General features: G+C 74.0%; 22 protein-coding genes and 1 pseudogene. 15 read left to right on the top strand and 8 right to left on the bottom strand.

Going from position 1 to position 26,127, the window contains the following annotated elements:
- Nucleotides 1–117: 117 nt before the first annotated feature.
- The 3 genes from ACZ7BZ_RS10740 to ACZ7BZ_RS10730 all read left to right on the top strand — a co-directional run bounded on the left by ACZ7BZ_RS10740 (nucleotide 118) and on the right by ACZ7BZ_RS10730 (nucleotide 4,988).
- Nucleotides 118–759 carry a GNAT family N-acetyltransferase gene (locus ACZ7BZ_RS10740; protein ID WP_470358054.1) on the top strand — a complete coding sequence of 214 codons (642 nt, stop codon included), beginning with the start codon at nucleotides 118–120 and terminating at the stop codon, nucleotides 757–759.
- 186 nt (nucleotides 760–945) lie between these two features.
- Complete coding sequence (locus ACZ7BZ_RS10735; protein WP_470358053.1) at nucleotides 946–2,670, top strand: glycosyltransferase family 2 protein; 1,725 nt, start codon at nucleotides 946–948, stop codon at nucleotides 2,668–2,670.
- A 188-nt stretch (nucleotides 2,671–2,858) separates the two neighbouring features.
- On the top strand, nucleotides 2,859–4,988 hold the full coding sequence (locus ACZ7BZ_RS10730; protein WP_470358052.1) for an acyltransferase family protein: 2,130 nt from the start codon (nucleotides 2,859–2,861) through the stop codon (nucleotides 4,986–4,988).
- A gap of 80 nt (nucleotides 4,989–5,068) precedes the next feature.
- Here ACZ7BZ_RS10730 and ACZ7BZ_RS10725 read toward each other — a convergent pair whose 3' ends face one another.
- Nucleotides 5,069–5,695 carry a hypothetical protein gene (locus ACZ7BZ_RS10725; protein WP_470358051.1) on the bottom strand — a complete coding sequence of 209 codons (627 nt, stop codon included), beginning with the start codon at nucleotides 5,693–5,695 and terminating at the stop codon, nucleotides 5,069–5,071.
- 128 nt (nucleotides 5,696–5,823) lie between these two features.
- Between ACZ7BZ_RS10725 and ACZ7BZ_RS10720 the strand changes: the two genes are divergently transcribed.
- The 4 genes from ACZ7BZ_RS10720 to ACZ7BZ_RS10705 all read left to right on the top strand — a co-directional run bounded on the left by ACZ7BZ_RS10720 (nucleotide 5,824) and on the right by ACZ7BZ_RS10705 (nucleotide 7,861).
- The gene (locus ACZ7BZ_RS10720) at nucleotides 5,824–6,054 is read left to right on the top strand and encodes a hypothetical protein (RefSeq protein ID WP_470358050.1); all 231 of its coding nucleotides are present in this window, start codon (nucleotides 5,824–5,826) and stop codon (nucleotides 6,052–6,054) included.
- Nucleotides 6,055–6,144: 90 nt separating this feature from the next.
- Nucleotides 6,145–6,639, top strand: coding sequence for a hypothetical protein (locus ACZ7BZ_RS10715; RefSeq protein ID WP_470358049.1), 495 nt, complete (start codon nucleotides 6,145–6,147; stop codon nucleotides 6,637–6,639).
- A complete protein-coding gene (locus ACZ7BZ_RS10710) occupies nucleotides 6,636–7,241 on the top strand; it encodes a class I SAM-dependent methyltransferase (RefSeq protein WP_470358048.1) in 606 nt (201 codons plus the stop codon). The genes ACZ7BZ_RS10715 and ACZ7BZ_RS10710 overlap by 4 nt, the downstream gene beginning before the upstream one ends.
- A 152-nt stretch (nucleotides 7,242–7,393) precedes the next feature.
- Nucleotides 7,394–7,861 (top strand): nuclear transport factor 2 family protein, encoded by a 468-nt coding sequence (locus ACZ7BZ_RS10705; protein WP_470358047.1) that lies wholly within the window; start codon nucleotides 7,394–7,396, stop codon nucleotides 7,859–7,861.
- A gap of 85 nt (nucleotides 7,862–7,946) precedes the next feature.
- Here the strand turns inward: ACZ7BZ_RS10705 and ACZ7BZ_RS10700 are convergent, their stop codons facing one another.
- On the bottom strand, nucleotides 7,947–8,618 hold the full coding sequence (locus tag ACZ7BZ_RS10700; protein WP_470358046.1) for a histidine phosphatase family protein: 672 nt from the start codon (nucleotides 8,616–8,618) through the stop codon (nucleotides 7,947–7,949).
- Nucleotides 8,619–8,684: 66 nt separating this feature from the next.
- On the bottom strand, nucleotides 8,685–9,620 hold the full coding sequence (locus tag ACZ7BZ_RS10695; protein WP_470358267.1) for an aldo/keto reductase: 936 nt from the start codon (nucleotides 9,618–9,620) through the stop codon (nucleotides 8,685–8,687).
- Nucleotides 9,621–9,684: 64 nt separating this feature from the next.
- On the opposite strand from ACZ7BZ_RS10695, the gene ACZ7BZ_RS10690 reads away from it, so the two are divergent.
- The 3 genes from ACZ7BZ_RS10690 to ACZ7BZ_RS10680 all read left to right on the top strand — a co-directional run bounded on the left by ACZ7BZ_RS10690 (nucleotide 9,685) and on the right by ACZ7BZ_RS10680 (nucleotide 12,826).
- On the top strand, nucleotides 9,685–10,674 hold the full coding sequence (locus tag ACZ7BZ_RS10690; protein ID WP_470358045.1) for an ArsR family transcriptional regulator: 990 nt from the start codon (nucleotides 9,685–9,687) through the stop codon (nucleotides 10,672–10,674).
- Between the two features lie 90 nt (nucleotides 10,675–10,764).
- Nucleotides 10,765–11,733: a D-2-hydroxyacid dehydrogenase family protein gene (locus ACZ7BZ_RS10685; RefSeq protein ID WP_470358044.1), complete on the top strand. Its 969-nt coding sequence runs from the start codon at nucleotides 10,765–10,767 to the stop codon at nucleotides 11,731–11,733.
- Nucleotides 11,734–11,773: 40 nt separating this feature from the next.
- Nucleotides 11,774–12,826, top strand: coding sequence for a hypothetical protein (locus ACZ7BZ_RS10680; protein WP_470358043.1), 1,053 nt, complete (start codon nucleotides 11,774–11,776; stop codon nucleotides 12,824–12,826).
- A 37-nt stretch (nucleotides 12,827–12,863) separates the two neighbouring features.
- Here the strand turns inward: ACZ7BZ_RS10680 and ACZ7BZ_RS10675 are convergent, their stop codons facing one another.
- Nucleotides 12,864–14,453 (bottom strand): M4 family metallopeptidase, encoded by a 1,590-nt coding sequence (locus ACZ7BZ_RS10675; protein WP_470358042.1) that lies wholly within the window; start codon nucleotides 14,451–14,453, stop codon nucleotides 12,864–12,866.
- Between the two features lie 232 nt (nucleotides 14,454–14,685).
- Here ACZ7BZ_RS10675 and ACZ7BZ_RS10670 point away from each other — a divergent pair, with 232 nt between their 5' ends.
- Complete coding sequence (locus ACZ7BZ_RS10670) at nucleotides 14,686–16,014, top strand: hypothetical protein (protein ID WP_470358041.1); 1,329 nt, start codon at nucleotides 14,686–14,688, stop codon at nucleotides 16,012–16,014.
- 72 nt (nucleotides 16,015–16,086) lie between these two features.
- Here the strand turns inward: ACZ7BZ_RS10670 and ACZ7BZ_RS10665 are convergent, their stop codons facing one another.
- On the bottom strand, nucleotides 16,087–18,189 hold the full coding sequence (locus ACZ7BZ_RS10665) for an AMP-binding protein (RefSeq protein WP_470358266.1): 2,103 nt from the start codon (nucleotides 18,187–18,189) through the stop codon (nucleotides 16,087–16,089).
- A gap of 203 nt (nucleotides 18,190–18,392) precedes the next feature.
- Here ACZ7BZ_RS10665 and ACZ7BZ_RS10660 point away from each other — a divergent pair, with 203 nt between their 5' ends.
- The 4 genes from ACZ7BZ_RS10660 (at nucleotide 18,393) to efeU (ending at nucleotide 22,790) form a co-directional block, all read left to right on the top strand.
- Nucleotides 18,393–19,223, top strand: a complete 831-nt coding sequence (locus ACZ7BZ_RS10660; protein ID WP_470358040.1) for an ABC transporter ATP-binding protein — start codon at nucleotides 18,393–18,395, stop codon at nucleotides 19,221–19,223.
- Nucleotides 19,224–19,384: 161 nt separating this feature from the next.
- The gene (gene efeO / locus ACZ7BZ_RS10655) at nucleotides 19,385–20,536 is read left to right on the top strand and encodes an iron uptake system protein EfeO (RefSeq protein ID WP_470358039.1); all 1,152 of its coding nucleotides are present in this window, start codon (nucleotides 19,385–19,387) and stop codon (nucleotides 20,534–20,536) included.
- Nucleotides 20,537–20,602: 66 nt separating this feature from the next.
- Complete coding sequence (efeB, locus tag ACZ7BZ_RS10650) at nucleotides 20,603–21,907, top strand: iron uptake transporter deferrochelatase/peroxidase subunit (protein WP_470358038.1); 1,305 nt, start codon at nucleotides 20,603–20,605, stop codon at nucleotides 21,905–21,907.
- 34 nt (nucleotides 21,908–21,941) lie between these two features.
- Nucleotides 21,942–22,790: an iron uptake transporter permease EfeU gene (gene efeU / locus ACZ7BZ_RS10645; RefSeq protein WP_470358037.1), complete on the top strand. Its 849-nt coding sequence runs from the start codon at nucleotides 21,942–21,944 to the stop codon at nucleotides 22,788–22,790.
- A gap of 151 nt (nucleotides 22,791–22,941) precedes the next feature.
- On the opposite strand, the gene ACZ7BZ_RS10640 is transcribed toward efeU, so the two are convergent.
- From ACZ7BZ_RS10640 to ACZ7BZ_RS10630, 3 genes and pseudogenes are all read right to left on the bottom strand, one after another.
- The gene (locus tag ACZ7BZ_RS10640) at nucleotides 22,942–23,130 is read right to left on the bottom strand and encodes a hypothetical protein (protein ID WP_470358036.1); all 189 of its coding nucleotides are present in this window, start codon (nucleotides 23,128–23,130) and stop codon (nucleotides 22,942–22,944) included.
- A 278-nt stretch (nucleotides 23,131–23,408) separates the two neighbouring features.
- Nucleotides 23,409–25,973, bottom strand: coding sequence for an ABC transporter permease (locus ACZ7BZ_RS10635; protein WP_470358035.1), 2,565 nt, complete (start codon nucleotides 25,971–25,973; stop codon nucleotides 23,409–23,411).
- A gap of 59 nt (nucleotides 25,974–26,032) precedes the next feature.
- Nucleotides 26,033–26,127: pseudogene (locus tag ACZ7BZ_RS10630) on the bottom strand (ABC transporter ATP-binding protein); the annotation flags it as partial.

Here is a 26,127-nt window from a genome sequence, read left to right as displayed (position 1 = left end):
CGGTTTCGACCGGCCACGCTCCGGGCCGGATCGATCGGCCCGCCGTGTGCTGTGGCAGCATGCCCCGGAAGTCGACGTCTTCCGACGTCCGCCGAGGTCTGCCGAGGAGGAACCACCATGTCCGAGACCACCACCGGGCCCACCACCGGGCCCACCACCGGGCCCACCACCGGGCCCACCACCGGGCCCACCACCGGGCCCGCCACCGGGCCCGCTGCCGAGCCCAGCGGGGAGCCCGACTTCCGCACCGCGACCCTCGCCGACGTCCCGGCCCTGGTCGCGCTGGTCGAGTCCGCCTACCGGGGCGAGACCAGCAAGGCCGGCTGGACCAGCGAGGCGGACCTGCTGGGCGGGCAGCGGACCGACGCCGAGGCCGTGGCGGAGGCCGTCGGTCACGCCGACGGCCTGGTGCTGCTGGCCGAGCGGGACGGCGAACTGCTCGCCTGCTGCCAGCTGGAACGGCGCGGCGACCGCGCCTACTTCGGGATGTTCTCGGTCCGGCCCGGCCTGCAGGGCGGCGGGATCGGCCGGGCGGTGCTGGCCCGGGCGGAGCGACTGGCGGGCGAGGAGTGGGGCGTCGGCGTGATGGAGATGACGGTGATCGAGCAGCGCTCGGAGCTGATCGCCTGGTACGAGCGGCGCGGCTTCCGCCGGACCGGCGAGTACAGCCCCTTCCCGTACGGGGACGAGCGGTTCGGAATCCCGCGTCGGCCGGATCTCCGCTTCGAGCGGCTGATCAAGGAGCTGAAGGCGGTCTGAGGGAGGCGCCTGGAGGGTCGGTGAACTGATCGTTCGACGGTCCGGCGTCAGTCTGACGCAACTTCAAGTCGCTGAGCTGGGGCGATGCGGAGATGTCATACCTCGTTCATGATTGGTCCAGACCAATATGAGAGGCTGTGGTCGAACGGCAAAGTTCCGTCCGATGCCCAGGGGGGCCTTCTCCGCATGCCCGTACTCCATGGCACCGCCATGCCCGCACCCGCCACCGGTCCGCGCCGGACACCCGCGGACCCCGACCTCCGACTCCCCAGCCCGCCCGACGACCAGGAGCTCTACTGGTACTTCGGCCCGCAGCGCCGCTGGGTGCTGCTCTGCGCCACCCTCTCCTACGCGGGAGCCACCGCCACCCTCGGCCTGTTCGCGCTGAGCAAGCCGCTGCTCTGGCCGTTCCTGGCGCTCACCGTGCTCAACGCCGTCACCTGGCTGCTCTCGCTCACCGACGGTCAGCGCGCCCGCCGCTTCACCCGTGACTCGCACGACCTGCTGCTGCGCGCCTGGAACCCCGCCCGCCACCCGAGCGTGGACCTGCTGCTGCCGACCGCCGGCGAACCACTGGCCGTCCTGGACAACGCCTACCGGCACACCGCCGCCGTCCAGTGGCCCGGCGAGCTCACCGTCCTGGTCCTCGACGACGCCGACCGCCCCGAGGTGCGCGAACTCGCCCGCTCCTACGGCTTCCAGTACCGCGCCCGCCCCGACCGCGGCCGGTTCAAGAAGGCCGGCAACCTCAACCACGGCCTGGCCGAGGGCGACGGCGAGATCGTCGCCGTGCTCGACGCCGACTTCTGCCCCCGCCCCGACTTCCTGCACCACCTGGTGCCCTACCTCGACAACCCCGGGGTCGGCATCGTGCAGAGCCCGCAGTGCTTCGACACCGACGCCGACATGTCCTGGCTCGAACGCGCCGCGGGAGCGACCCAGGAGATCTTCTACCGCTGGATCCAGCCCTCCCGGGACGCCCAGGACGGCACCGTCTGCTGCGGCACCAACGCGCTCTACCGACGCGCCGCCCTGCAACGGATCGGCGGCTTCGCCGAGATCGACCACAGCGAGGACCTCTACACCGGCCTCGCCCTCGCCCGCGCCGGCTGGAGCACCCGCTACGTCCCCGCGCTGGTCGCCAAGGGGATGTCGCCCACCGGCCTTCCCGCCTTCATCAGCCAGCAGTACCGCTGGTGCCTCGGCTCCCTGGCCCTCGTCCGTGACCCGGACTTCCGCCGGGGACCGCTCCCGCGGTCGGCCCGGCTCTGCTTCTGGAACGGCATCCTCGGCTACCTCACCAGCGCGGTGAACGTGTTCGCCGTGCCGCTGCCCGCGCTGATCATGCTGTTCTTCGCCCCCGAGCAGATCCAGCCCTGGCAGGTGCTGCCCTTCCTGCCGCCGATCTGGGTCGCCCTCGTCCTGCTGCCCGCGATGTCCCGCACCCGCTGGCGCTTCGAGGTCACCCGGGTCCAACTCCTGGGCGGGCTCTGCCACGTGATCGCCATCGCCCACGCGCTGCGCCGCCGCTCCGCCGACTGGGTGCCCACCGGCGCCGTCTCCGGCGGGACGTCCCTGGCCCGAAGCGTCGCCCGGCTCGGGGTCGGCTGGCTCGGCTTCGTCGTCCTGGCCGGCGGGGTGGGACTGGTGCGCGCCGCGCTGGAGTACGGCTGGCGGCCCTTCTGGGCGCTCACCGCGCTGCTCGGGCTCACCGCGTACAGCATGATCCCGCTGATCAGGGCGCTGTGGCCGCTGCTCGGCGGGGCCGGGGGCAAGGGCGGCGAGGTCGCCGCGCCGGTGCGGCGCCGCTCCGACCTCGGCTTCGGGCAGGCGGAGGCCGTCGCCCTCACCGCCGTGCTGCTGCTGTGCGGGGTGCTCGCCTCCGGCTGGGCCGATCCGCTGATCTTCTGAAGCCCGACCTTCCGGAACGGGCCCCTGGAACCGGCCTTCCAAGAGCCGGCACTCCAGAACCCGACCCACTGTCCAACGCTGCGTTTCCTTGCGCGTCGCCCCACCGGCGCGGACCCCGCCGCCCGGCCGCCCCATCGGCCCGGCCGGCCGGCCCGACCACCGCTGCCAGCCCAGCAAGGAGCACCGCCGTGTCAACGGCCGTACCACCGAAGTCTTCCACGTCCCCTTCCGCCGAACTGCTGCCCGGAGCCGTCCGGTTGGACCGGCAGGCCGTCGCCGCCGGAACCGACCGGACCTCCGCCTCCGGCACCGCCGAGGTGGCGCAGACCGGCGAACCCCGCCGGCGCACCGCCTTCCGCCCCGACATCGAGGGGCTTCGCGGCATCGCCGTGCTCTCCGTACTCGCCTTCCACGCCGCCGTCCCCGGCCCCGCCGGCGGCTTCGTCGGCGTCGACGTCTTCTTCGTCATCTCCGGCTTCCTGATCACCGGGTTGCTCACCGGCCGCCCGATCGGCCTGTGGGACTTCGCCGCCCGCCGGGCCCGGCGCATCCTGCCCGCCGCCGCAACCGTGCTGGTCGCCACCGCGGCCGCCGGCGGCGCCCTGCTCGACCCGCTGCGCGGCACCGACCTCGCCCGCGACCTCATCGCCGCCGCCGGCCAGTTCGCCAACTGGCGCTTCGTCGGCCAACAGACCGACTACCTGGCCGCCGAACGCGACCCCAGCCCGCTCCAGCACTTCTGGTCCCTCGGCGTGGAGAACCAGTTCTACCTGCTCTGGGGCGTCCTGCTGGTCGGCCTCGCCCGCTACCTGCACGGCCGCCGCCGCACCCTGGCGATCACCCTCGCCACCCTCGCCATCGGCGGCACCTCCCTGGCCCTCTGCCTGCGCTGGACGGCCACCTCCGCGCCGCTCGCCTACTTCTCCACCGGCAGCCGGCTCTGGGAGTTCGCGGCCGGCGCCTGCGCCGCCCTGCTCGGCAGCGCCCTCGCCGCCCGCACCCCCGGGCGCGCCCTGACCGGGGCGCTGCGCCTGCTCGGCTGGGCGGGCCTGGCGGCCGTCCTCGCGGCGGTCCTGCTGTTCGACCGCAACACGCCCTTCCCCGGCGCGGCCGCCCTGCTGCCCGTCCTGGGCGCCGCCGCCCTGCTGCTCGCCGCCCCCGCCGACCGCGCGGTCCGCGGACTGCTCGCCACCCGCCCGCTGCGCGCCGCCGGCCGCCTCTCGTACGCCTGGTACCTGTGGCACTGGCCGGTGCTCACCATCGCCCAGGCCCGGTACGGCCAGCTGCCCTGGACGGTGCTGCTCGCCCTGACCGCCGCCAGCGCCCTGCCCGCCTGGCTCACCCTGCGCCTGGTCGAGCAGCCGCTGCGGTACGGCAGCAGCCCGGCGCCCCGGCGCGGCCTCGCCGTCGGCGCCAGCGCCCTGGTCATCCCGCTGATCGCCGCCCTCACCCTCGGCGGCGGCACCGTCCGCGCGCTCGGCGGCACCGCGGACACCCCGGCCGCCGCCCCCGCCGGAGCCGTGGACGGACCCGCCCTGCTCGCCCCCGGCACCCGGGTGCTCGGCCTCACCCCCTCGCTCGCCCGCGCCCGGGAGGACTTCCCGCCCGGCAAGGGCTGCGAGATCCCGCTCAACGCCGACGCCAGCCCGCGCTGCCTGTTCGGCAACCAGGACAGTCCCGACCGGATCGTGCTGCTCGGCGACTCGCACGCCGGACAGTGGATCTCCGCCGGGCTCGAACTGGCCGAACAGCGGCACTGGGCGCTGGAGGTGCTGGTCAAGCCGGGCTGCCCGCTGGCCACCCTGACCGTGCGCAACGACGTCCTCGGCCGCACCTACGACGAATGCGACCGCTGGCGCGAGAACACCCTCACCCGCCTCACCTCCGGGCCCAAGCCCCGGCTGGTCCTGATGGCCGGTCTCAACCGCTACGGCAGCCAGGAGGAGCGCACCGCCGGCTGGACCCGCACCCTGGACCGGCTGACCGCGATCGGCGCCCCGCTCGCCTACCTCGGCGACACCCCGATGCCGGGCAAGGACATCCCCACCTGCCTGGCCGCCTCCGACGGCCGCTCCGACGCCTGCTTCTTCCCCCGGGAGACCGCCTTCGAGCCCGACCCGCTGCTCGACGGCGGCCTCGCGGCCCGCTACGGCGTCCGGACCCTCGACCTCGGGCCGGTTCTCTGCCCGGGCAGCGGGCCGGACTGCCCGGCCGTCCTGGAGGGCGTGGTGCTCTACCGGGACACCGGGCACATCACGGACACCCTGGCCCGGGTGCTGGCGCCCCGGCTGGACAAGGGGCTGCTGGGCACGTCGTGAGGCCGGTGCGGGGTACGCCGTGGGGCCGTGCGGGGTACGCCGTGGGGCCGCTCCCGGCGCGCGGCGGCCCCTGGTGCGGGTCAGCCGTACACGCCGCGGCAGATCCGGGCCTGCTCCGAACCGGCCGGCCAGCGGCCGACCCGCTCGGCCTGGTCGCAGATCGTGCCCGGGCCGAGCGAGGGGATCCCCGGCGCGCCCGGGCCCGCGCTCGGGGTCGGGCGTCCGCTCGCACCCGGGTGCGAGCCGCGCCCCGGTTTGGGGTGCGCCCCGGGCGAGGCGTGCTGGGCTTCGGCCTGCTCCGCCCCGCCGGAGGCCGCCGCTCCGGAGGCCGCGGCCGGAGTACCGCCGACCGGCAGGGCGCCCCACGGCGCGGGCGACGGTCCCGGAGAGGGCGAGGGCGTGCCGCCCGGCGGGACGACCGGCAGCAGGTCCGAGGGGGACGCCGTCGGCGAGGCCCCCGGCACCGCCACCACCCGGAGGTCATCGCCGGAACCCGGCCCGCACATCACCAGCACCGCGGCCAGCAGCACCAGCGTCCCGCCCGCCGTCACCGCCCAGACCTTCCGCGAACGGCGCCGCGGGCCCTGGCCCGGCCCCGGATCCGGCCCCAGCGGAGGCGGCCCGGCCTGCGCCGGAACGGGGACCGGAGGGGGCTGCCAGGCGTTCGACGGCCATTGCCACTGCTCTCCGGTGGGCTGCCCAGTCATGTGATCGTCCTTCCAGCACCGCCCCCGCCGTACCTTTCCGTGCTCAACGAGCGCGCCGACGCCGGGACATGACCCGGAAGAGGGGTCTGAGCGGGCGCTGATTGCCGTCGCGCCACATGCTGGGGGTCATGGATAACACCAGCACGTCCGCACACCCGGTCGAGATCGCCGAGTTCCGGACCGACAGCCGCTACCGCCTCGTCCACTTCGAGGGCCACGGCTGGGAGCCGCTCGCCCCCGAGGAGTTCGAACCCCGCATCCAGCAGCTCTTCCCCGGCCTCGACCCGCGTGACCCCGCCAAGGTGCACTGGGCCGACCGCCCCTGGGAATGGCCGGCCTGGCACCCCGGCGAGGCCTGAAGCCCGCCCTTCGGATCCTGACGCAGCCCGAATGCTGAGACGGGCCCGCGGTCACCGATCGCCGGGCCCGCTGTTCGCTACGCTTTCCGGGTGAGCGTGGATCACTTCTGGCGTCGCCTGCCGGGTCAGGCCGTGGACGCCTGTTCAGCCGAGGAACTCGGCGAACTGGTGCCCCGGAGCCGCGACGTCGACTACGACCGGCTGGTCGAAGCCGGACTCGCCCTCGGCGTGCGGCAGACCGCCGTCCTGATGGAACTCGCGCTCACCGAGAACGGCCTGCACCCCGACCCGGCCGCCCGGCTGCCCGTCTACGCAGGCGCCCACCGCGAGAACGGAGACGAGATGCTGGTGCTGCGCCCCGAACAGGTCGCCGCCGCCTTCACCTTCCTGCGGGACTCCGCGCTCGGCGAACTCGTCCGCCAGCAGCACACGGTGCTCGCCCGCAGGGTCGCCCAACTCGACTCCGCGCCGCCCTGGTCGGAGTCCTGGGCCAGCCGGGTCGTCAACGACCTGCGAGACCTGCGGGACTTCTTCGCGGGCGCGGCCGCCGCCGGTGACGCGGTGGTCGTCCGGGAGGCGGCGTGAGCGCCCCGGCGGGCACGGCCGGGTACGGCGAGGCGGCGGCACAACTCGCCGTCCAGTACGAGAGCGTGGACTACACCGAGGTCCACCGCGCACTGCTGCACCTCTACCCGGCCCCACCCGCCGCCGTCCTGGACATCGGCGCCGGCACCGGCCGCGACGCTGCCGCCCTCGCGGCGCTGGGCCACCGGGTGGTGGCGGCCGAGCCGACACCCCAACTGCGCGCCCTCGGCGGAGGGCTGCATGCCGACTCCGGCGTACGGTGGGTCGCCGACGCGCTGCCCGCCCTGCCCGGCCTGAGCGCGGAGGGCGAGCGCTTCGACCTCGTCCTGATCACCGCGGTGTGGATGCACCTCGCCCCCGCCGAGCGCCCGCCCGCGATGGCCGCCGTGGCCCGGCTGCTGGCCCCCGGCGGTCGGCTCGCCCTCACCCTGCGGCACGGGCCGGTCCCGCCCGGTCGCCGGATGTTCGACCTCCCGGCCGAGCCCACCGTCACCCTGGCCGAGACCCACGGCCTGCGGCTGCTCCACCGCGGCGAACGCCTCGACCTGCACGGACGCCAGGACGTGAGCTGGACCGAACTGGTCCTGGAACGCCCGCGGTAGGGCCGGTCCGACCCGCTTTGACAGCACCGCCCGGCAGAGGGACGATCCGGATCATGAGCCCGTCGGGCCCGTCGGGCCCGACGGCGGTCGTCGGCGGTCGTCGGCGCCCGCCGGGGAGGGCTCGGATGACTGCACGAGGGGGAGTTGTGTCGATGGCGAACGGTGCGCCAGGGGAGCGGGCGGCGGGGCACCAGGCGATCGGGAACCTGATCGCGCGCTACGCCGAGCTGGTGGACGACGGGGACTTCGCGGGGCTGGGCGAGCTGCTCGCCGACGCCGTCTTCACCGGCAGCGGCGGGCCGGTGCGCGGGCGCGAGGCGATCGAGCGGATGTTCCGGGACACGGTGATCGTCTACGTGGACGGCACGCCGCGCACCCAGCACGTGGTCAGCAACCTCGCCGTCGAGGTGGACGAGCAGGCGGGGACGGCGGCCGCGCGCTCGTACGTCACCGTGCTGCAGGCCCTGCCCGAGCTACCGCTGCAGCCCGTCGCCGCCGGGCGCTACCAGGACCGCTTCGAACGCGTCGACGGCCGTTGGCGGTTCGCGGAACGGCGGGTCAGGATCACCCTGGTCGGCGATGTGAGCCGCCATCTGTACCAGGCCGCCGCCCAGCGGTAGCCGGTCGCCGGTCGCCGCTTGTCGCCCGCCGGTCGCGCCGGAAGTCGGGCGGGCCGACTTCCGGCGCCGGCACTCCGTCGGCCGCTCAGAGTCGCAGTTCGAGCGGGAAGCCCGTCCAGCGGAGCTCCTCGGGCAGGTGGGTCTGGTCGTTGAGGACCAGGACGGCCGATGGGCGGCCCGGGGCGAAGCGTAGGACGGTGAGGGCCGCGTTGGCGGCGTTGAGGCCGAGCCAGCGCCAGGCCGGGGCGTCCAGGGCGTGGCGGACCAGCCAGCCGATCAGGAAGGCGTGGGTGACGACCAGTTCGTGCCGCACCTCGGTGCCCGGCGCCGGACCGGTGAAGCGGTCGACGGCCCGGCGGGCCAGTTCCGGGCCGGCGGCGCGCTCCTCGGGGGAGGCGCCGGCCAGGAAGCGCAGCAGGAACTCGGCGCTGTCGGCGGGGAGTTCGTCGGCAGCCGGGACGTACGGGACGAAGTCGCCGGCCTCCGCGCAGGCCGACACCGTCGCCCCGTCGAGCCGCTCCCCGACCAGCCGCGCGGTCTCGGCGGCCCGGGGCAGCGGCCCGTGATGGACGGCCGTGATGGGGCGGGAGGCCAGCCGGCGGCCGAGCAGCGCGGCCTGGCGGCGGCCGGCGGGGGTGAGGCCGCCTCCGTCCGGGCCGTCCTGGGTGGCCTCGCCGTGCCGGGCGAGGTAGAGGTAGCGGGTCGCGGTCGCGGTCGCGGTCGCGGTGGCTGTGGTGGCGGCTGCGGTGGCGGGCACGGGCGGGCTCCGGGGTCGGGAACGGTTCCCCGGAGCGACGCCGGTGGGCCCGCCGGTGGTTCCGGGTCAGCCGGTGTGGGCCCGCTCCAGCAGGGCGAGCTCCTCGGCCGTCAGACGCACGGCGCCCGCCGCGATGTTGTCCTCCAGGTGCGCCACGTCGCCGGTGCCCGGAATGGCGAGGACGTGCGGGCCTCGGTGCAGCGTCCAGGCGAGCCGGACCTGCGCGGTGCTGATGCCGCGGGCCTCGGCCACCGTGCGGACCTCGGCGGGTTCCGTCCCGCCGGCGCCGCCCTCCCGCCCGGCGCCGGCGATCGCGTAGAAGGGGACGAAGGCGATGCCCTGCTCCCCGCAGAGCCGCAGTAGTTCGTCCTGGCAGGCCGGGGCGCCGATGCCGTACGGGTTCTGCACGCAGCTGACCGGGGCGATGGCCTGGGCCTCGGCGAGCTGGTGCGGGTGGATGTTGGACAGACCGAGCCGGCGGATCAGGCCGGCCTGCGCCAACTCGGCGAGCGCGCCGAAGCGTTCGGCGATCGAGTCGGTGCCGAGGATCCGCAGGTTGACCAGGTCGAGGTGGTCGCGGCCGAGCTGGCGCAGGTTCTCCTCGACCTGGGCGCGCAGCGCCTCGGGGGTGCGGGCGTGGTCGCTCCACCGGCCGTCGGTGCCACGGGCGGGGCCCACCTTGGTGGCGATCACCAGGTCGTCGGCGTACGGCGCGAGGGCGCGGTTGACCAGCTCGTTGGCGGAGCGCAGCGGGGAGAAGTAGAAGGCGGCGGTGTCGATGTGGTTGACGCCCAGCTCGACCGCGCGGCGCAGCACCCGCAGGGCCTGGTCGCGATCGCGGGGCACGGCGTGGGGCACCAGCGCCGGTCCGGTCTGGGGCAGGCGCATCGTGCCGAAGCCGATCCGGTGGACGGCGCGGTCGCCGAGCTGCCAGGTGCCGGAGGCGGCGGCGGTCGGGGTGGTGTCGGCGGTCGGGGTGGTGTCGGTGGTCATGCCGGTCATGATCGCCACTGCACTAGCCTGATCGCCACTGATTCGGACATGTGTGAATCCACGGGGGCGGGCCTTGGCGGAACTGCGGGTCACGGCGGGCGACCTGGCACGGATGCGGTTCGCGGTCGCACCGATGTGGGAGGTCGGGCCGAGCCTGCGCCTGCTGCGCTCCGGGCTGCCGCACGCCGTTCACGGGCCCTGGGTGGAGCAGGTGCGGCCCCGGCTGGCGACGCTCGGCCCGGCGGTGTCCGGGCTGCTCGCCGAAGTGGTGCCGCCGAGCGGGTACGTGCCCGACTTCATCAACCCGGCCCCGGACGGCCCCGCCCCCACCCTCGCCGGTGAACTCGCCGCGATCCGGGCCACCCCCGCCGGGCAGGTCCGGCGTGACCTGGACCGGCTGGCCGCGGACCAGGGTGCCCTCGGCCCCCGGCTGCGGGCCCTGCACGCCGACCCCGGGGCCGGGCTGGCGCGGCTCGCCGAGGCCGTCGAGGCGTACTGGGAGCTGGCCCTCGCGCCGTACTGGGCGCGGATCCGCGGGGTGCTCGACGCCGACGTGCTGCACCGGGCCCGGCAGGCCGCCGAACACGGCGCCGAGCGGGTGCTGAACGACCTGCACACGGAACTGCGCTGGACGGACGGCGCCCTGCGACTGAGCCGTCGCTCCCGCCCGCTGCCGCGCGGCACCGCCGGGCCTGGCCTGCTGCTGATCCCGTCCGCCTTCACCGGCCCCGCCCTCTACACCCGGCTCGCCCCGCCGGACCCGCCGCAACTCGCCTACCCGGCCCGGGGGATCGGCGGTCTGTGGACGGCGCCGGCCCCCTCACCCGGCACCCGGGCGCTCGTGGCGGTGCTCGGCCGCTCCCGCGCCCTGCTGCTCGCCGAACTCGCCGCCCCCGCCTCGACCGGCGAACTCGCCCGGCGCACCGGACTGTCCCCCTCGGCCGTCTCCCAGTACCTGACGGCCCTACGGGACGCCCGGCTGGTCAGCGCCCACCGCGCCGGCCGCTGGGTGCTGTACGCCCGGACGGCCACCGCCGAGGCGCTGCTGAACCCGGACAGCTGAAGGCCCAGCCCCGCTCACGGACCGTCGTCCGGACCGGCAACCGCCACGGGCCCGGTCCACCCGGCCGCCGCCGTCTGGGAAGCTGCGGGCATGACGTTTCCGATGCTTCGCTGCGCCGTCCTGGACGACTTCCAGGGCGTCGCCACCAGCTCCGCCGACTGGTCCCCGGTGGCCGATCGGGTGGAGGTGACGGCCTTCCGCGAGCACCACGGCTCGGAGGAGGAACTGGCCGCCGCCCTCGCCGGGTTCGACATCGTGGTCACCCTGCGCGAGCGGGTGCCGTTCCCCGCCACGCTGTTCGCCCGGCTGCCGCGGCTCAAGCTGCTGATCGCCTCCGGGATGCGCAACTCGGTGATCGACCACGAGGCCGCCGCGGCGCACGGCGTCACGGTCTGCGGCACGGCCAGCTCCGGCACCCCGCCGGTCGAGCTGACCTGGGCGCTGCTGCTCGGCCTGGCCCGCGGCATCGTCCAGGAGAACACCGCGCTGCGCGAGGGCGGGCCCTGGCAGAGCACCGTCGGGGCCGACCTGCACGGACGGACGCTCGGGCTGCTCGGCCTCGGACGGATCGGCGGCGCGGTGGCCCGGGTGGGGCTCGCCTTCGGCATGGACGTGCTCGCCTGGAGCCGCAGCCTGACCGACGAACGGGCGGCCGAGGCGGGGGTGCGCCGGGCCGGGACGAAGGAGCAACTGCTCGGGGAGAGCGACTTCGTGTCGATCCACCTGGCGTCCGACGCGGGCACCCGCGGGCTGATCGGCGCCGCCGAACTCGCCCTGATGAAGCCCGAGGCCTACCTGGTCAACACCTCCCGGGCGGCGATCGTCGACCAGGACGCGCTGCTCGCCGCGCTCACCGGCGGCCGGATCGCGGGCGCCGCCGTGGACGTCTTCGACACCGAGCCGCTGCCCGCCGGCCACCCGCTGCGCAGCGCGCCCCGGCTGCTGGCCACCCCGCACCTGGGATACGTCTCGCAGGACAACTACCGGCGGTACTTCAGCGAGGCGGTGGAGGACATCGCGGCCTTCCTGGCGGGTGAGCCGATCCGCCGTCTGGGCTGACGCCCGCGCCCGGCCGGGCCGCCGGTCGCATACTGACCGCATGACTCGCGGAGACGGATGCGGAGGGCGGGACGGGGCCGGGGACGGTGACCGGGGCACGGGCCGGCGCGGGGTGCTGCGGGCGGGGGCGGCGGCGGTGCTGCTGGGGGTGGCCGGGTGTTCCAGCGGGGCCAAGCCCGGTGCGGCCGTGGCGAGTTCGGGTTCTTCCCGGAGCCAGGTGCCGACCGCCACGCCCACCGAAACGCCGACGCCGACCCCTACGCCGCTGCCCAATCCGCTGCTCTGGCAGCCCGGCCCCGGCGAGATCCAGCCCGACGTCAAGCGCCGCGCCGTCGAGCTGGTCGCCGCGCTCGGCGCCTGGCCGCCCGGCGGGCAGGGGGTGGAGGCGGCCCGGGCCCGGGTGGCGGCGCTGGGCCTGCCGCCCGGGCTGGCGGACCAGGCGGGCAGGCTCGCCCCGGCGGCGTCGGAGGCGAGCCTGGAGGTGATCGTCGCCCAGTACGGCGGGATCCTTGCCGACTCGGCGAGCGTGCTGGTGGTCTGCCGGCAGTGGACCAGGCAGCCGGACGGCTCGGTGGCCTCGGGCGGCATCACGGTGGACGTCCGGCTGAGCCGGGCCGAGCCGCGCTGGGCCGTCACCGCGCTGCACCCGGGGGACCCGGGCCCGGCCGCCGGCTCGCCCGCCCCGGCGGTGGCCAGGGTGCTGGCCGAGCCGAGGATCGAGCTGCCGCCGGAGGCGGCGGCCGACCTGCGCAGCGGCACCGTCCACGACACCGTGCTGACGGCGATGCTGCGGCTGGCCGGCCCGTACGCGCTGTCGGTGAGCGTGGTACGCACCGGCCACCCCCTGGACGTCTTCGGGACGGCCCGGCCCAGCGACCATCCGCTGGGCCGGGCCTTCGACGTGTGGCGGATCGACGGCCGGGCGGTGGTGGACCCGGCCACGCCCCGGCAGCTGATCGAGTCCTTCATGCGGGACGCGGCGGCGGCCGGTTCGTACAACGTGGGCGGGCCGGTGGCGATCGCGGGCGTCGGCAACCGGTTCTTCACCGACGACACCCACCACGACCACGTGCACGTCGGGTTCGACGGCTGATCCGGTAGCCGGTCCGGCAAGATCGGCCGGACCGGGGCTAGTTGACGCTGACGGCGCTCCACGCGGCGGCGACCGCGTTGTACTCGGTGCTGCCGGCGCCGTAGAGGTCGCGGGCGGCGTTGAGGGAGGCGGCGCGGGCGCCCTTGTAGTTGGTGGTGGAGGTCATGTAGACGGTCAGCGCGCGGTACCAGATCTTGGCGACCTTCTGGTTGCCGATGCCGCCGACGGTGGACTTGTTGCAGGTGGGGCTGTTGTAGGTGACGCCGTTGATGGTCTTGCTGCCGCTGCCCTCGCTGGCGAGGTAGAACCAGTGGTTGCCGACGCCTGAGGAGTTGTGGACGTCGAGCCTGCCGACCGAGCTGCTCCAGCAGTCGGCCGAACTGCCGTCCAGGGAGGGCTTGTCGAAGCGGCGCAGCCACGGCGGGGTGGACTGGTCGCTGAACAGGTAGTCGCCGGTGTCGATCTTGTTGTTGGCGTACCACTCCACCATGGTGCCGAAGATGTCGCTGGTGGACTCGTTCAGGCCGCCGGACTCGCCGCTGTAGCGGAGGTTGGCGGTGGCGCTGGTGACGCCGTGGGTCATCTCGTGGCCCATGGTGTCGAGGTCGACCTGCTCGGGGTCGGTGCTGCCGTTGCCGTCGCCGGTCATCATGCAGAAACAGCTGTCGGACCACTGGGCGTTGTCCCAGTTGGTGCCGACGTGGACGAAGACGGTCGCGCCCTTGCCGTCGTTCTTGATGCCGTTCCGGCCGTGCACGTTCTTGTAGTAGTCGTACGTCCAGGCGGTGTTGGCGTGGGCGTCGACGGCGGCGGTGGCGCGGTCGGTGGAGAACTTCCTGCCGTCGCCCCACACGTTGGTGGTGCTGGTGAACGGGGTGCCGGAGGTGGCCTTGACCGAGCTAGCGGAGAGGTTGCCGGCGTCCTTGGTGACGTGGCCGCGGACCGGGTCGGTGAGGGTGTAGCCGCCGTTGGCCGGGGTCGTGTCGACGGTGACCTGGCCGGTGTACTCGGAGTTCCCGGTGCCGGCGGCCTGGTGCTCGGCGTCGTAGGACTCGATCTGCTCGCCGGTGGTGGCGTCGGTGACGACCACCTTGCCGGCCGGCTGGCCGTGCTCGCCGGTGCCCTCGACGACGGTGCGCCAGGCCAGGCGAGGGGTGCCGTCGGCGGCCCAGACGACCAGTTCGGGGGTGCTGACGGCGTCCCGCACGCCGGGGGCGGGGAGCGCGTTCGCGGCGCCGGACCGGGCGGGCACCTTGGGGGTGGTGGACTTCACGGCGGCGTCGTGGGCGGCCGCCCGGGAGGTGTCCGTGAGCCTGCCGCGGGCGTCCTGGTGGACGACCAGGTCGCCGCCGACCACCGGGAGGCCCTGGTAGGTGCGGTCGAAGCGGACGTGGGAGGCGCCGTCGGCGTCGAGGACGACGTCCTTGAGGACGAGGTCCTGGCCCGCGCCGTAGCCGAACACCCCGGAGTTGTGGGTGACGTTGGCGCGGGCCTGGGCTATCGCCGCCTCGCGGGTGGCGGGCGCGGCGGAGGCCGTGGTGGCGGGGACGGCCACGGCGGCGAGGGCGGCGACGACGGCTATCGCCCCGGCCGTGCGGACACGACGGGAGGGGGAGGTGGGGCTCAACTCTGGCTCCAGTGGGGGGTAGCTGCAGGGAAAGGGGCTGCAAAGAGCTGCGACCGAGATTGACGGCGATCAGTCAGATTGAGCTAGAGGAAAGGTCATAACTTTGCCAAGTTGTGTCCTTGTCGGGTCAAAAATGATCGGAACTTAACAAGCCGTCCACACTGCCGTCGTGACCGCCGACTACCGCGCGCGCGGTGCCTGTCGGCGCTCCGACGCCCTAAGCTCTCGCTCCATGGACGGATGGGTGGGGGCCTGGACCGGCGGTCGGGCGGCGGTGCACCTCGGGAACGTCGCGGACTTCAACGCGCAGTTCTTCGCGCCCGGGATGGACGCCGAGCAGCGCGTGCGGCGGCTGCGCCAGGCGCACCACTACGCCTGCCTGGCCGTCGGGTACAGCCCGGAGCCGGCGGTGCTGGTGCTGCCCGCCGAGGTGGACCGGGAGTGGACCGACTGGCTGGGCCGGGAGTTGAGGTGGGGCCCGGTCGAGGTGCACAGCGGTGTGGCGTCCGACCGGACGCTCGCCGAAGCGCTCGCCGCGCGACCGGCGCTGGCCGCGTCGATCGCGGACTCCGGCCGTCCGGTGGTCAGTTGGGGCCGCACGGCGGCCCAGGGCGAGGGGCCCGGGCTGGCCGCCGTCCATCGCTACGAGTCCAAGGCCGCCGCGCACGGGCTGTTCGCGCAGCTCGCGCCCGCACACCCCGGGGTCGTGCTGCCGCAGCAGGAGCGCCCGGGCGGTCGCCGCCGGGCCGTCCGCAGACTGACCGTCCGCGCCGCCCGCGGCCTGACCACCGTGCTGAAGAGCCCGCACGGCGTCGGCGGCTACGGCACCGTCGTGGTCGAGCCCGCCGAACTGTTCGCCGCCGGCGGCGGTGGCGCCCTGCTGCGCCACCTGGTGCGCTCCGAAATCCTGCCGCCGGACGGAGAGTTGCTGTTGGAGGAGTACGTGGACCCGGGCCCGGCCGCCCGGCTTCGCGACCTCACCTACGACGCCGTCATCGGCCCGGACGGTACCGTGCACCCGGTCGGGGCGGGCGTGATGGAGGTGGCCGGAACCCGCTACCAGGGCGTCACCGTCGGCCCCGGCGCGGTGCCGCGGGCCGCCGCCGAGACGGCCCGCGCCTTCGCCCTCGCGGTGGGGGAGCGGCTGGCCGCCGACGGCTACCGCGGCTGGTACGACGTCGACTTCGTCACCGACCGCCAGCGCCGGCTCGCCCCCACCGAGATCAACCTGCGGCTCACCGGCCCCGCCATCGCCTTCATGCTGCGCGAGCGCCTCGACCAGGTGCGCGGCCCGGGCCATCTGGTCCGCACCATGGACGCGATGCCGCTCGGCGCCCGGCTCGCCCCCGAGGCGCTGCACGACCACCTGGAGCGGCTGCGCCCGCGCTGCGCCCGGCTCGACGTCACCCTGCTGCCGCTGATCCCGACCGCCTGCCACGACCCCGAGCCCGTCGTCGGCCTGGCCCTGGCCGGGTCGGACGGCGAGGCGCTGGACGCCGCGCAGGCGCTGGTCGAGGCGGCCAACCACGCGCTGACCGGGATGTTCGAGGCGCTGGGCTGAGCCGAGCCGGGCGGAGCTGGCCGGGCTGGGTTGGGTTGGGCCGAGCCGAGTCGAGCTGCGTTGGGCTGAGCCCTACGGCTTCGTCTTCGGTTTCGGCTTGCTCAGCAGGAAGGTCACGACGATCACCGCGGCCAGCATCAGCGGAATGTTGAACACGTAGACCATCGTCGTCTCGCGCGGCCAGTCGGTGGCCGCGGTCAGCCGGTAGAGGTTGTCCTGCAGCCACCAGTTGGCGAGCAGCCAGGACACCGAAAGGTGGGTGAGCAGCGACAGCCGGAGCGAGCGGCCCTGGCGCAGCACCGAGGGGAGGCCGAGGAGCAGGAAGGCCAGCCCGCCGCCGAACGCGGCGCACTCGCAGAAGTAGAGGAGCCCGAACCAGAAGTGGTACGTGCCGGGCACTCCCGAGAGGTCCGTGGAGCCGGGGAAGAAGTCGTCGGTGAGGGCCCGGCTGAGGACGGTGGCGACCACCGTGATGAACAGCGCCAGGCAGCTCGTCGCCTCCGTGCCGTTCGCCCCGCCCCCGGCCTTGCCGCCGCCCTTCCGGCTGCCGCCCGACTTGGCCGAGCGCGGCGCGGCGTGCGCGGGCGGGGCCGGCAGCGGCAGTGCGGCGCGGTCCAGCTTTCCGGCGCGGGTGCGCGGCAGCTCCGGGACGCAGATCACGGCGGCGGGTGCGGAGAAGCCCTTGAGCTCCGCCAGCAGGTACTGGGTGAGCGACCAGCCGTCCACCCCCTCCGAAGCGCCCTCCGGCGCCCCCTGTGCGGGCACCGCGTAGCCGACCAGCAGCCGCCGCCCCGGTGCGGGCTGCACCTCGACCACGGCGGCCTCCCGCACCGCCGGGTGGGCGCGCAGCGCGCCCTCGGCGCGGGCCGCGGCCTTGACCCGGGTGGTGACCGTGGTTGCCCGGTCCCCGTTCAGCGGGCCGACCACGGTCGCGGCCCGGCCGACGAACTCCAGTACGCCGTCCGCCCGCAGCAGCCCGAGGTCGCCGGTGAGCAGTACCCGCCCGTCCGGGTCGTAGTTCGCCCGGACGAAGCGGCGCGCGGTGTCCGCGGGCCGGTCGAGGTAGCCGCGGGTCAGGCCGGAGCCCGCGATCGCGATCTCGCCGACCCGCCCGGGCGCCACCGGGGCGGTGTTCGGGCCCAGTACGTACACCCGGGTGCCGGGGAAGGGCCGGCCGACCAGCGAGACCCGCTCCGCGCCCTCGGCGGCGGCCGCGCCGCGCACCTCGAACCAGGTGCTGTCCACGGTGGCCTCGGCCAGGCCGTAGACGTTCAGCACCCGGGTGTCTCCGCCGAGCAGCTGTTGCAGGTCCAACTGCTCGTCCAGGTACCACTTCTCGGCGCCGACGGTGAGCAGCCGCACCCCCGGCATCGCGGCGCCGCTCGCGGCCAGCAGGGCGGTGAGGCGGCGCGCGGTGCGGACGTTCAGCTCCAGGACGGTGATCCGCTCCTCCGCGACCAGCGCGGGCAGGGCGGCGAGGTCGGCGGTGCGGTCCAGGGTGAGGTTGAACGGGGTGACCACCAGCGTGGCGCCGGTGCCCAGCGCCCGGACCCAGTCGGCGGTGAAGACGTCGAACTCCAGGCTCGCCGTCTGCAGGATCCGGTCCTCGGCCGTCAGCCCGTACACCTCGCGCCAACCCGCGTACGCGGCCAGCAGGTTGCGGTGCTCGACCATCGCGCCGATGGGCAGGCCGGTGGAGCCGGAGGTGTAGAAGACGCAGGCGAGGTCGCCGGGGGTGACCTCGGGACGCTCGAACTCCGCCTCCGACAGGGGCAGTTCGTCGAGACAGAGCAGCCGGGCCCGGCCCGCGTCCGCCAGCCGCACCCGGTGGCGCTCCTCGGTGACCACCAGGTCGGGCGCGGCGTCGGCCAGCACGTGCCGCAGCAGTGCGTCCGGCGCGGTCGGCTCCAGCGGCACGAACGCGGCGCCCGCCTTGAGCACCGCCAGCAGCGCCACGTACACCTCGGTTCCCCGACCCAGCGCGACCGCCGCCCGGCCGCCGGGCGCCAGCCCGTGCCCGGCCAGTGCGGCGGCCAGCCGGTCCGCCCGGGCGTCCAGTTCGCCGTACGTCAGCTCGGCCTCGCCGCAGCGCACCGCCACCGCCCGCGGTGCGAGGCGGGCCTGCCGCTCGACCAGCCCGTGCAGGCTGTCGGATCGTTCCTCGTCCGCGACCATCACGTTTCCCCCTCGTCCCCCACTGAAGGGCACCATGTTCCTCCCAACTCCCTTCGCACAACAGGGTTCCGGCCGGTCCACTCTGCGGACGGCCGGACTCCGCTCCGGCCGACGGTTGTACGGTGCACACGGACGGTCGGCGCCGGACCGGTCGGGTGCGGCGCCCCGCCCCCTGACCGGCACCGTGAACGGAGACCCGCCCCATGGACCCGTCCTTCGACGGCCCGCTGCTGCACACCCAGGACGTGGACGTCGTGCGCGACGGCCGGCACCTGCTGCGCGGGATCACCCTGGAGATCCAGCCCGGCGAGCACTGGGCGCTGCTCGGACCCAACGGCGCGGGCAAGTCCACCCTGCTCGCCCTGCTCGGCGCGGTCTCCCACCCGACCCGGGGCACCGTGGACGTGCTCGGCCGCCGACTGGGCCGGGTCGACATCCGGGAGTTGCGCGCCCACCTGGGGCACGTCAACCCGCGCCACCCCCTGCGCTCGCCGCTGAGCGTGCGCGAGGTGGTGCTCACCGGGGCCACCAACACGATCGAGCCGGAGTGGCACCGCAAGCCCGCCCCCGAGGCGGTGGAGCGGGCCGAGCAGCTGATCGAGACGCTCGGCATGGCCGCGATGGCCGACGCGCCGTGGACCACCCTGTCCCAGGGCGAGCGCGGCCGGGCGCTGATCGCCCGCGCGCTGATGCCCAGCCCCCGCCTGCTGCTGCTCGACGAGCCCGCCACCGGGCTCGACCTCACCGCCCGTGAGCTGCTGCTGGACAGCCTGGACCTGCTGCGCCACCAGCACCCGGAGCTGGCGAGCGTGCTGGTCACCCACCACCTGGAGGAGCTGCCGGAGAGCACCACCCACGCCCTGCTGCTGCGCGAGGGCGAGTGCCTGGCGGCCGGGCCGGTGGACGAGGTGATGACCACCGAGCTGATCAGCGACACCTTCGGCCACCCGATCCGGATCAGCCGCCACGAGGGCCGCTGGACGGCCCGCGCGGCGACCCGTCGGGTGCCGGGGGAGCGGCGGCCGGGGAGGTGACGGTTCGGGCGGGGAGGTAACGGTTCGGGCAGGGCAGGGGGCCGGGTATCGACGGTAAAGACTTCTTACGTAAGGTATGCCTTAGCTAAACAGGAGGCACCGGCCCGGCCGGCGCTTTACCCGGCCTTGGCACCCCCATGCCCTTTTCCGTTGGAGCCCCCATGCCCGCCCGTCGTCGTTCCACCGCAGCCGCGCTGCTCAGCCTCGCCGTGGCGACCGCCGCCCTGGCCGGCTGCGCGTCGAAGAAGGACGACAAGGCGGGCGGCTCGGACGCGGTGAAGATCAACGCCACCGATACCGCCTGCGAGGTCTCCAGGACCAGCTTCCCGGCCGGTCACGTGGTGCTGGACATCAGCAACAAGGGCTCCAAGACCACCGAGGTCTACGTCTACGCCGCCGGCGACAAGATCGTCACCGAGCGGGAGAACATCGGCCCCGGCACCAAGGCCAGCATCAACGCCGAGATCAAGGCCGGCTCGTACGAGATCGCCTGCAAGCCCGGCATGGTCGGCGACGGCATCCGCCAGAAGATCACGGTCACCGGCGAGGGCGGCCGCACCGCCGCCCCGGCCGACCCGCGCCTGGCCGCCGCCGTGGACTCCTACCGCACGTACGCCCAGGAGCAGGCCGACCTCACCGTTCCGGCCGTCGAGGCGTTCGCCGCCGCGATCAAGGCTGGCGACGTCGAGAAGGCCAAGTCGCTGTACGCGCCCTCGCGCACCGGCTGGGAGCGCACCGAGCCGGTCGCCGAGAGCTTCGGGGACGTCGACCCCAAGACCGACACCCGCGAGGACAAGCTCGAGCAGGGCCAGGCCTGGACCGGCTGGCACCGCCTGGAGAAGGCGCTCTGGGCCGACGCGAAGATCGGCGACCAGGAGAAGACCCTCGCCGACCAGTTGGTCGCCGACCTCAAGGACTGGCAGAAGAAGATCCCCGCGGCGGAGATCACCGCGACCAGCATGGCCAACGGCGCCAAGGAACTGCTGGACGAGGTCGCCACCAACAAGATCACCGGCGAGGAGGACCGCTACAGCCACACCGACCTGGCTGACTTCCAGGCCAACGTCGAGGGCGCCCAGAAGGCCTACGAGCTGCTGAAGCCGGTCGCCGCCGAGAAGGACCCGGAGCTGGCCAGGACCCTGGACTCCGAGTTCGCCGCCATCACCACCCTGCTCGCCAAGTACAAGCAGGCCGACGGCACCTTCACGCCGTACGACAAGGTCACCGAGGCCGAGCGCAAGACCTTCTCCGACGCGGTCAACTCGCTGGGCGAGCCGCTGTCGCGGCTGGCCGCCGCCGTGGTCGTCAAGTAGTCGTTCGGCACCGGCAGTTCCAGCAGTTGCAGTAGTTCAGTGAGAGTGAGAAGGGCCCGCCCACCGATGGACGCCGAGAACGAGCAGCAGAACGGCACCCCGGCCGCTGCCGCCCCCGCCAACCCGGGCGCGGTCAGCCGCCGCGCCGTCATCGGCTGGGCCGGTGCGGGCGTCGCACTCGGCGCCGCCGCGGTCGGCTCGGTGGCCGCAGCCGTCCGGCAGGACGACGACCCGGCCCCGGCGGCGAGCGCGACGGCCGCCGGGGAGGTGCCCTTCTACGGGGAGCACCAGTCCGGGATCGCCACCCCGGTCCAGGACCGGCTGCACTTCGCGGCCTTCGACGTCTCCGAGAAGGCCACCCGGGAGTCCCTGGTCAAGCTGCTCAAGGAGTGGACCAAGGCGGCCGCCGCGATGACCGGCGGCCGCGAGGTCGGCACCGGCGCCGTTCCCGGCTCGGCGGAGGCCCCGCCGGACGACACCGGCGAGGCGCTCGGCCTGCCCGCCTCCCGGCTCACCCTCACCATCGGCTTCGGTCCCAGCCTGTTCGAGAAGGACGGCGTCGACCGCTTCGGCATCAAGGCCCAGCGCCCGGACGCCCTGGTCGAACTGCCCCCCTTCAAGGGCGACAAGCTCGACCCGCTGCGCAGCGGCGGCGACCTCTGCGTCCAGGCCTGCGCCGACGACCCGCAGGTCGCCGTGCACGCGATCCGCAACCTGGCCCGGATCGGCATGGGCACCGTCAACATCCGCTGGTCCCAGCTCGGCTTCGGCAAGACCTCCTCGACCACCCCGGACGAGCAGACCCCGCGCAACCTGATGGGTTTCAAGGACGGCACCCACAACATCGCGGGCACCGACGCCACCAACCTGGCCCAGCACGTCTGGGCCGCCCCCGGCGACGGCCCGGAGTGGATGACCGGGGGCTCCTACCTGGTCGCCCGCCGCATCCGGATGCACATCGAGACCTGGGACCGCGCCTCGCTCAAGGACCAGGAGGACACCTTCGGCCGCACCAAGGGCGAGGGCGCCCCGTACGGCCGCGCCAAGGAGCACGACGCCCCCGACCTCAAGGCGATGCCCGCGACCTCGCACGTCGCGCTGGCCCACCCGGACGCCAACGGCGGCCTGATGATCCTGCGCCGCGGCTTCTCCTTCACCGACGGCACCGACGGCCTCGGCCGTCTGGACGCCGGGCTGTTCTTCCTCGCCTACCAGCGCGACACCCGCAAGGCCTTCGTGCCGCTGCAGCAGCGCCTCGCGGCCTCCGACAAGCTCAACGAGTACATCCAGCACGTCGGCTCCGCCCACTTCGCCTGTCCGGCGGGCGTGCGAAAGCCGGGGGAGTGGTGGGGCCAATCGCTCCTCGGCTGATCCCCCGCCCCGTTCGAACCCCGAGGAGAGTGCCGTGTTCGGCAACTACCTGATCGGCCTGCGCGAAGGCCTCGAAGCCAGCCTGGTCGTCTGCATCCTGATCGCCTACCTGGTCAAGACCGACCGCCGGGACAAGCTGTCGCCGGTGTGGCTGGGCGTCAGCGCGGCCGTGGTGCTCTCCATGGTCTTCGGCGCGGTGCTGCAGTTCGGTTCCTCCCAGCTCACCTTCGAGGCCCAGGAGGCGCTCGGCGGCTCGCTGTCGATCATCTCGGTCGGGCTGGTGACCTGGATGGTGTTCTGGATGCGCCGGACCGCCCGGCACCTGAAGACCGAACTGCACGGCAAGCTGGACGCGGCGATCGCGATGGGCACCACGGCCCTGGTGGTCACCTCCTTCCTGGCGGTCGGCCGCGAGGGCCTGGAGACCGCACTGTTCATCTGGTCGGCGGTGCAGGCCACGGACGACGGCTGGAACCCGCTGGTCGGCGCCGCCCTCGGCCTGCTCACCTCGGTGGTGCTCGGCTGGCTGTTCTACCGCGGCGCGCTGAAGATCAACCTGGCGAAGTTCTTCACCTGGACGGGCGCGATGCTGGTCGTGGTCGCGGCCGGCGTGCTCGCCTACGGTGTGCACGACCTCCAGGAGGCCGGCTGGCTGCCCGGCCTGCACAGCGTGGCCTTCGACTTCTCCAGCACCATCCCCAAGGACAGCTGGTACGGCACCCTTCTGAAGGGCGTGTTCAACTTCCAGCCGGACCCGACGGTGCTGCAGCTGGTGATCTGGCTGGTCTACCTGCTGCCCACGCTGGCCGTGTTCTTCAACCTGTTCGGGAACTCCGGGAACAAGGCCGGGGCGAAGCCGGTCGCCGCCAAGCCGGCCGCCTGACCCGGCAGTTCACCGCACGCCTCCGCAACACAGTCGCACCGCCCCCGCCCCGCCCGGCCACCCGCCGGGCGGGGCGGGGTCGTTCCGGAGGCCCCAGGGCGTGTCTGACAATTCCCGCCGGGCGCGCGCCGACGCGAATTGTCAGACACGCCTAGAACACGTGGGCCTTGGCCAGGAAGAAGCACACCAGCAGCAGCGCGATCCCGGCCGCCACCCACGGGCCGGCCGCGAGCCGCTGGTGGAACCCGGACGCGCCGTGGGCGCTCCACAGGTGCGATTCGGCGGTGTCGCGGGCACTCCAGGACACCCGCCGCTGGTAGTCGCAGCTGTCGCACTCCACATAGCGTTCGTCGTTCCCGCGCGTGACGATCTTCGCCGTGTGCGCGTGTCCGCTCGAGTCCGTCCCGGTGATCCAGCTCGAAATCACGACCCACCCCCGTGGTGTGACGTTGTGTCAGTTTCCGCCGATCCTTGCACGCACCACCGACAAGCCGCCACCGATCGGCACCGATCGCCCCGGACCGCCCTGGACCGGCACCGGTCCCGGTGCGGGAGTAACGACGGAGCCCCGGACGGTCGGACCGTCCGGGGCTCCAGGGGTGACGCGGGGCGGGAAGGCTACTCGCTCTTGATCGCGCCCAGAATGTCCAGCTTCGCCGCCTTGTGGGCCGGCCAGAGCGCGGCCAGCAGGCCGATCACGGCGGCCGCGAGCAGGAAGCAGGCGATCTGCACCGGCGGCACCACGGTGCTGATGCCCTTGAGGTCGTCCGCCAGCGTCCGGATCGCCGCCCAGGCGGTCAGGATGCCCAGGCCGATCCCGACCAGCCCGCCGAACAGCGCGATCAGCAGCGACTCCAGCCGGACCATCCGGCGGATGCCCAGCCGGTCCAGGCCGATCGCCCGCAGCATGCCGATCTCCCGGCGGCGCTCGAACACCGACATCGCCATGGTGTTGACCACACCGAGCACCGCGATCACCACGGACATGCCGAGCAGCCCGTACATCATGTTCAGCAGGCCGGTGACGGCCTTGCGGCTCTCCGCCTTGATGTCCTTGTCGCCCTTGACCGCGATCAGCGGGTTGCCGCCGGTGGCGTCGCGCAGCGCCTGCTTGAGCTGCTCGGTCGCGCCGTGGTCGCCCTTGACCAGGACCTTGTCCGGGCCGGAGCCGGGCTGGGCGTGCGGGGCGACCACGGCATCCGGGGCGATCACGGGGGCCAGCGCGGTGTTGGCCTCCAGGACGCCGCCGACGGTGAGCGACCCCTTGGTGCCGTCCGGGTAGGTGACGGCGAGGGTGTCGCCGAGCCGGTAGCCGGCGCGCTCGCCGCGGCTGGAACTGACCAGCAGCTTGCCCTGCTTGAGCGCGTCCGCCGAGCCTTCCTTGATCTTGACGGTGGCCAACCGGTCGATGGTCGCCGCGTCCACCGCGGTCAGGTACTCGTCGTCCTCGCCCTGGCCGACGGTGACCCGGAGGCCGCGTTCGACGCTCATCGCGCTGACCCCGGGCGTCTTGGCGATCTGGGTGGCGACCTCATTGGACAGCATCGTGCCGTTCTGCATGGCGACGGTGTAGTCGGCCTTGATGTCGCTGTCGGTGGAGTCGTCCACGGCCTTGTTCACCGAGGCGCCGATCACGGTCAGCGAGGTGATCAGGGTGACGCCGATGGTCAACGCCGAGGCGGTGGCGGCGGTGCGGCGGGGATTGCGCACCGCGTTCTCCTGGGCGAGCTTGCCCGGGGTGCCGTACACGGCGCGCAGCAGCGGGGCGAGAAGCGCGATCAGCGGCCGGGACAGCAGCGGGGTCAGCACGAAAACGCCGAGCAGCAGGGCGCCCGCGCCGAGGCCGACCAGCTTGACCTCCTTGCCGCTGATACCGGCGGCCAGTCCGCCCAGTCCGGCGACCGAGAACAGCAGGCCGACGGTGTTGCGGACCACCAGGCTCTTCTGGGTGGCGGGCTGCTCGACGGCGCTCATCGCCGCCACCGGGGCGATCCGGGAGGCCCGGCGGGCGGGCAGCCAGGCGGCCACCAGGGTCACCAGCACGCCGACCGCGAGCGCGATCAGGATGGTGTTGGGGGCGATCACCAGGGGGCCGTCGGGCAGGTTGAGGTCCATCGGGCCGTTGAGCAGCGCCCTGAGCCCGACGGCGATCCCGATGCCGGTCAGCAGGCCGCCGACCGAGGCGGTCAGGCCGACCAGCGCGGCCTCGATCTTCACCGAGCGGGTGATCTGCCGACGGGTGGCGCCGACGGCGCGCAGCAGGGCCAGCTCCTTGGTGCGCTGGGCGACCAGCATGGAGAAGGTGTTGGCGATGATGAAGATGCCGACGAACAGGGCGATGGCGGCGAAGCTCAGCAGGAAGGTGTTCAGGATCTTGCTGCCCTGGGCGATCATCCGGTCCTGCGCGGCGGCCAGCTCGCGGCCGGTCCGGGCCTCGATGTTGTCACCCTGGGGCAGGGCCTGCTTGACGGCGGTGAGCAGCGCGGCGTCGTCGGTGCCGGGCTTGGCCTTGACGTCCAGCGACGCGTAGCGGCCGGGGCTGAGGTAGAGGTCCTGGGCCGTGGCGCCGTCGAAGGCGGCCAGCGAGCCCCCGGCCATCACCCGCGGGTCGTTGGTGTGGAGGGTGCCGGTGAGCTTGAGCTCCATCACCGGCCCGTTGACCGCGACCCGGACGGTGTCGCCGACCTTGAAGCCGCCCTTCTCGGCGGTCCTGGTGTCCAGCGCGATCTCGGTGGCGTCCTTGGGGCCGCGGCCCTGGACCAGCGGGTAGCGCGGGTCGGTGCCGTCGGCGCCCGGCACGTAGTTCGTGCCGGTGGTGGAGAAGCCGTTGCCGATCAGCGCGCCCTTCTTGTCGGCGATGCCGGCGAAGCCGCTGACGACCCCGCGGGCGTCGGCGACGCCGGGGAGGGCGGCGATCTTCTGGCGGGCGTCCTCGGTGAGGGCCGGGGCGCCGGCGGCGTGGCTGACGCCGTGGTCGTAGCCGCGGCCGACGGCCGAGTCGTCGCTGACCGTGACGGCGATGTCGGCGTAGCTCTTGGAGTTCTGGGTCCGGAGGGCCTGGCCCACGGTGTCGGAGAAGACGAGGGTGCCGGCCACGAAGGCGGTGCCGAGCAGGACGGCGAGCATCGTCATCAGCAGTCGGCCCTTGTGGGCCAGTACGTTGCGCAGTGCGGTGCGGAACATGGGGGAGCGTCAGTCCTGGGGGTACTCGGGGATCGGTGGGCTCGGACGTGTGAACGGGCTCAGCTGGTGCGGCCCTTGGCGTCGAAGCGGCGCATGCGGTCCAGGACGGTGTCGGCGGTGGGGTGGTGGAGTTCGTCGACGATGCGGCCGTCGG

Source organism: Kitasatospora sp. NPDC036934 (genome assembly GCF_055608425.1).
This window is presented reverse-complemented; position numbering and strand designations above follow the sequence as displayed.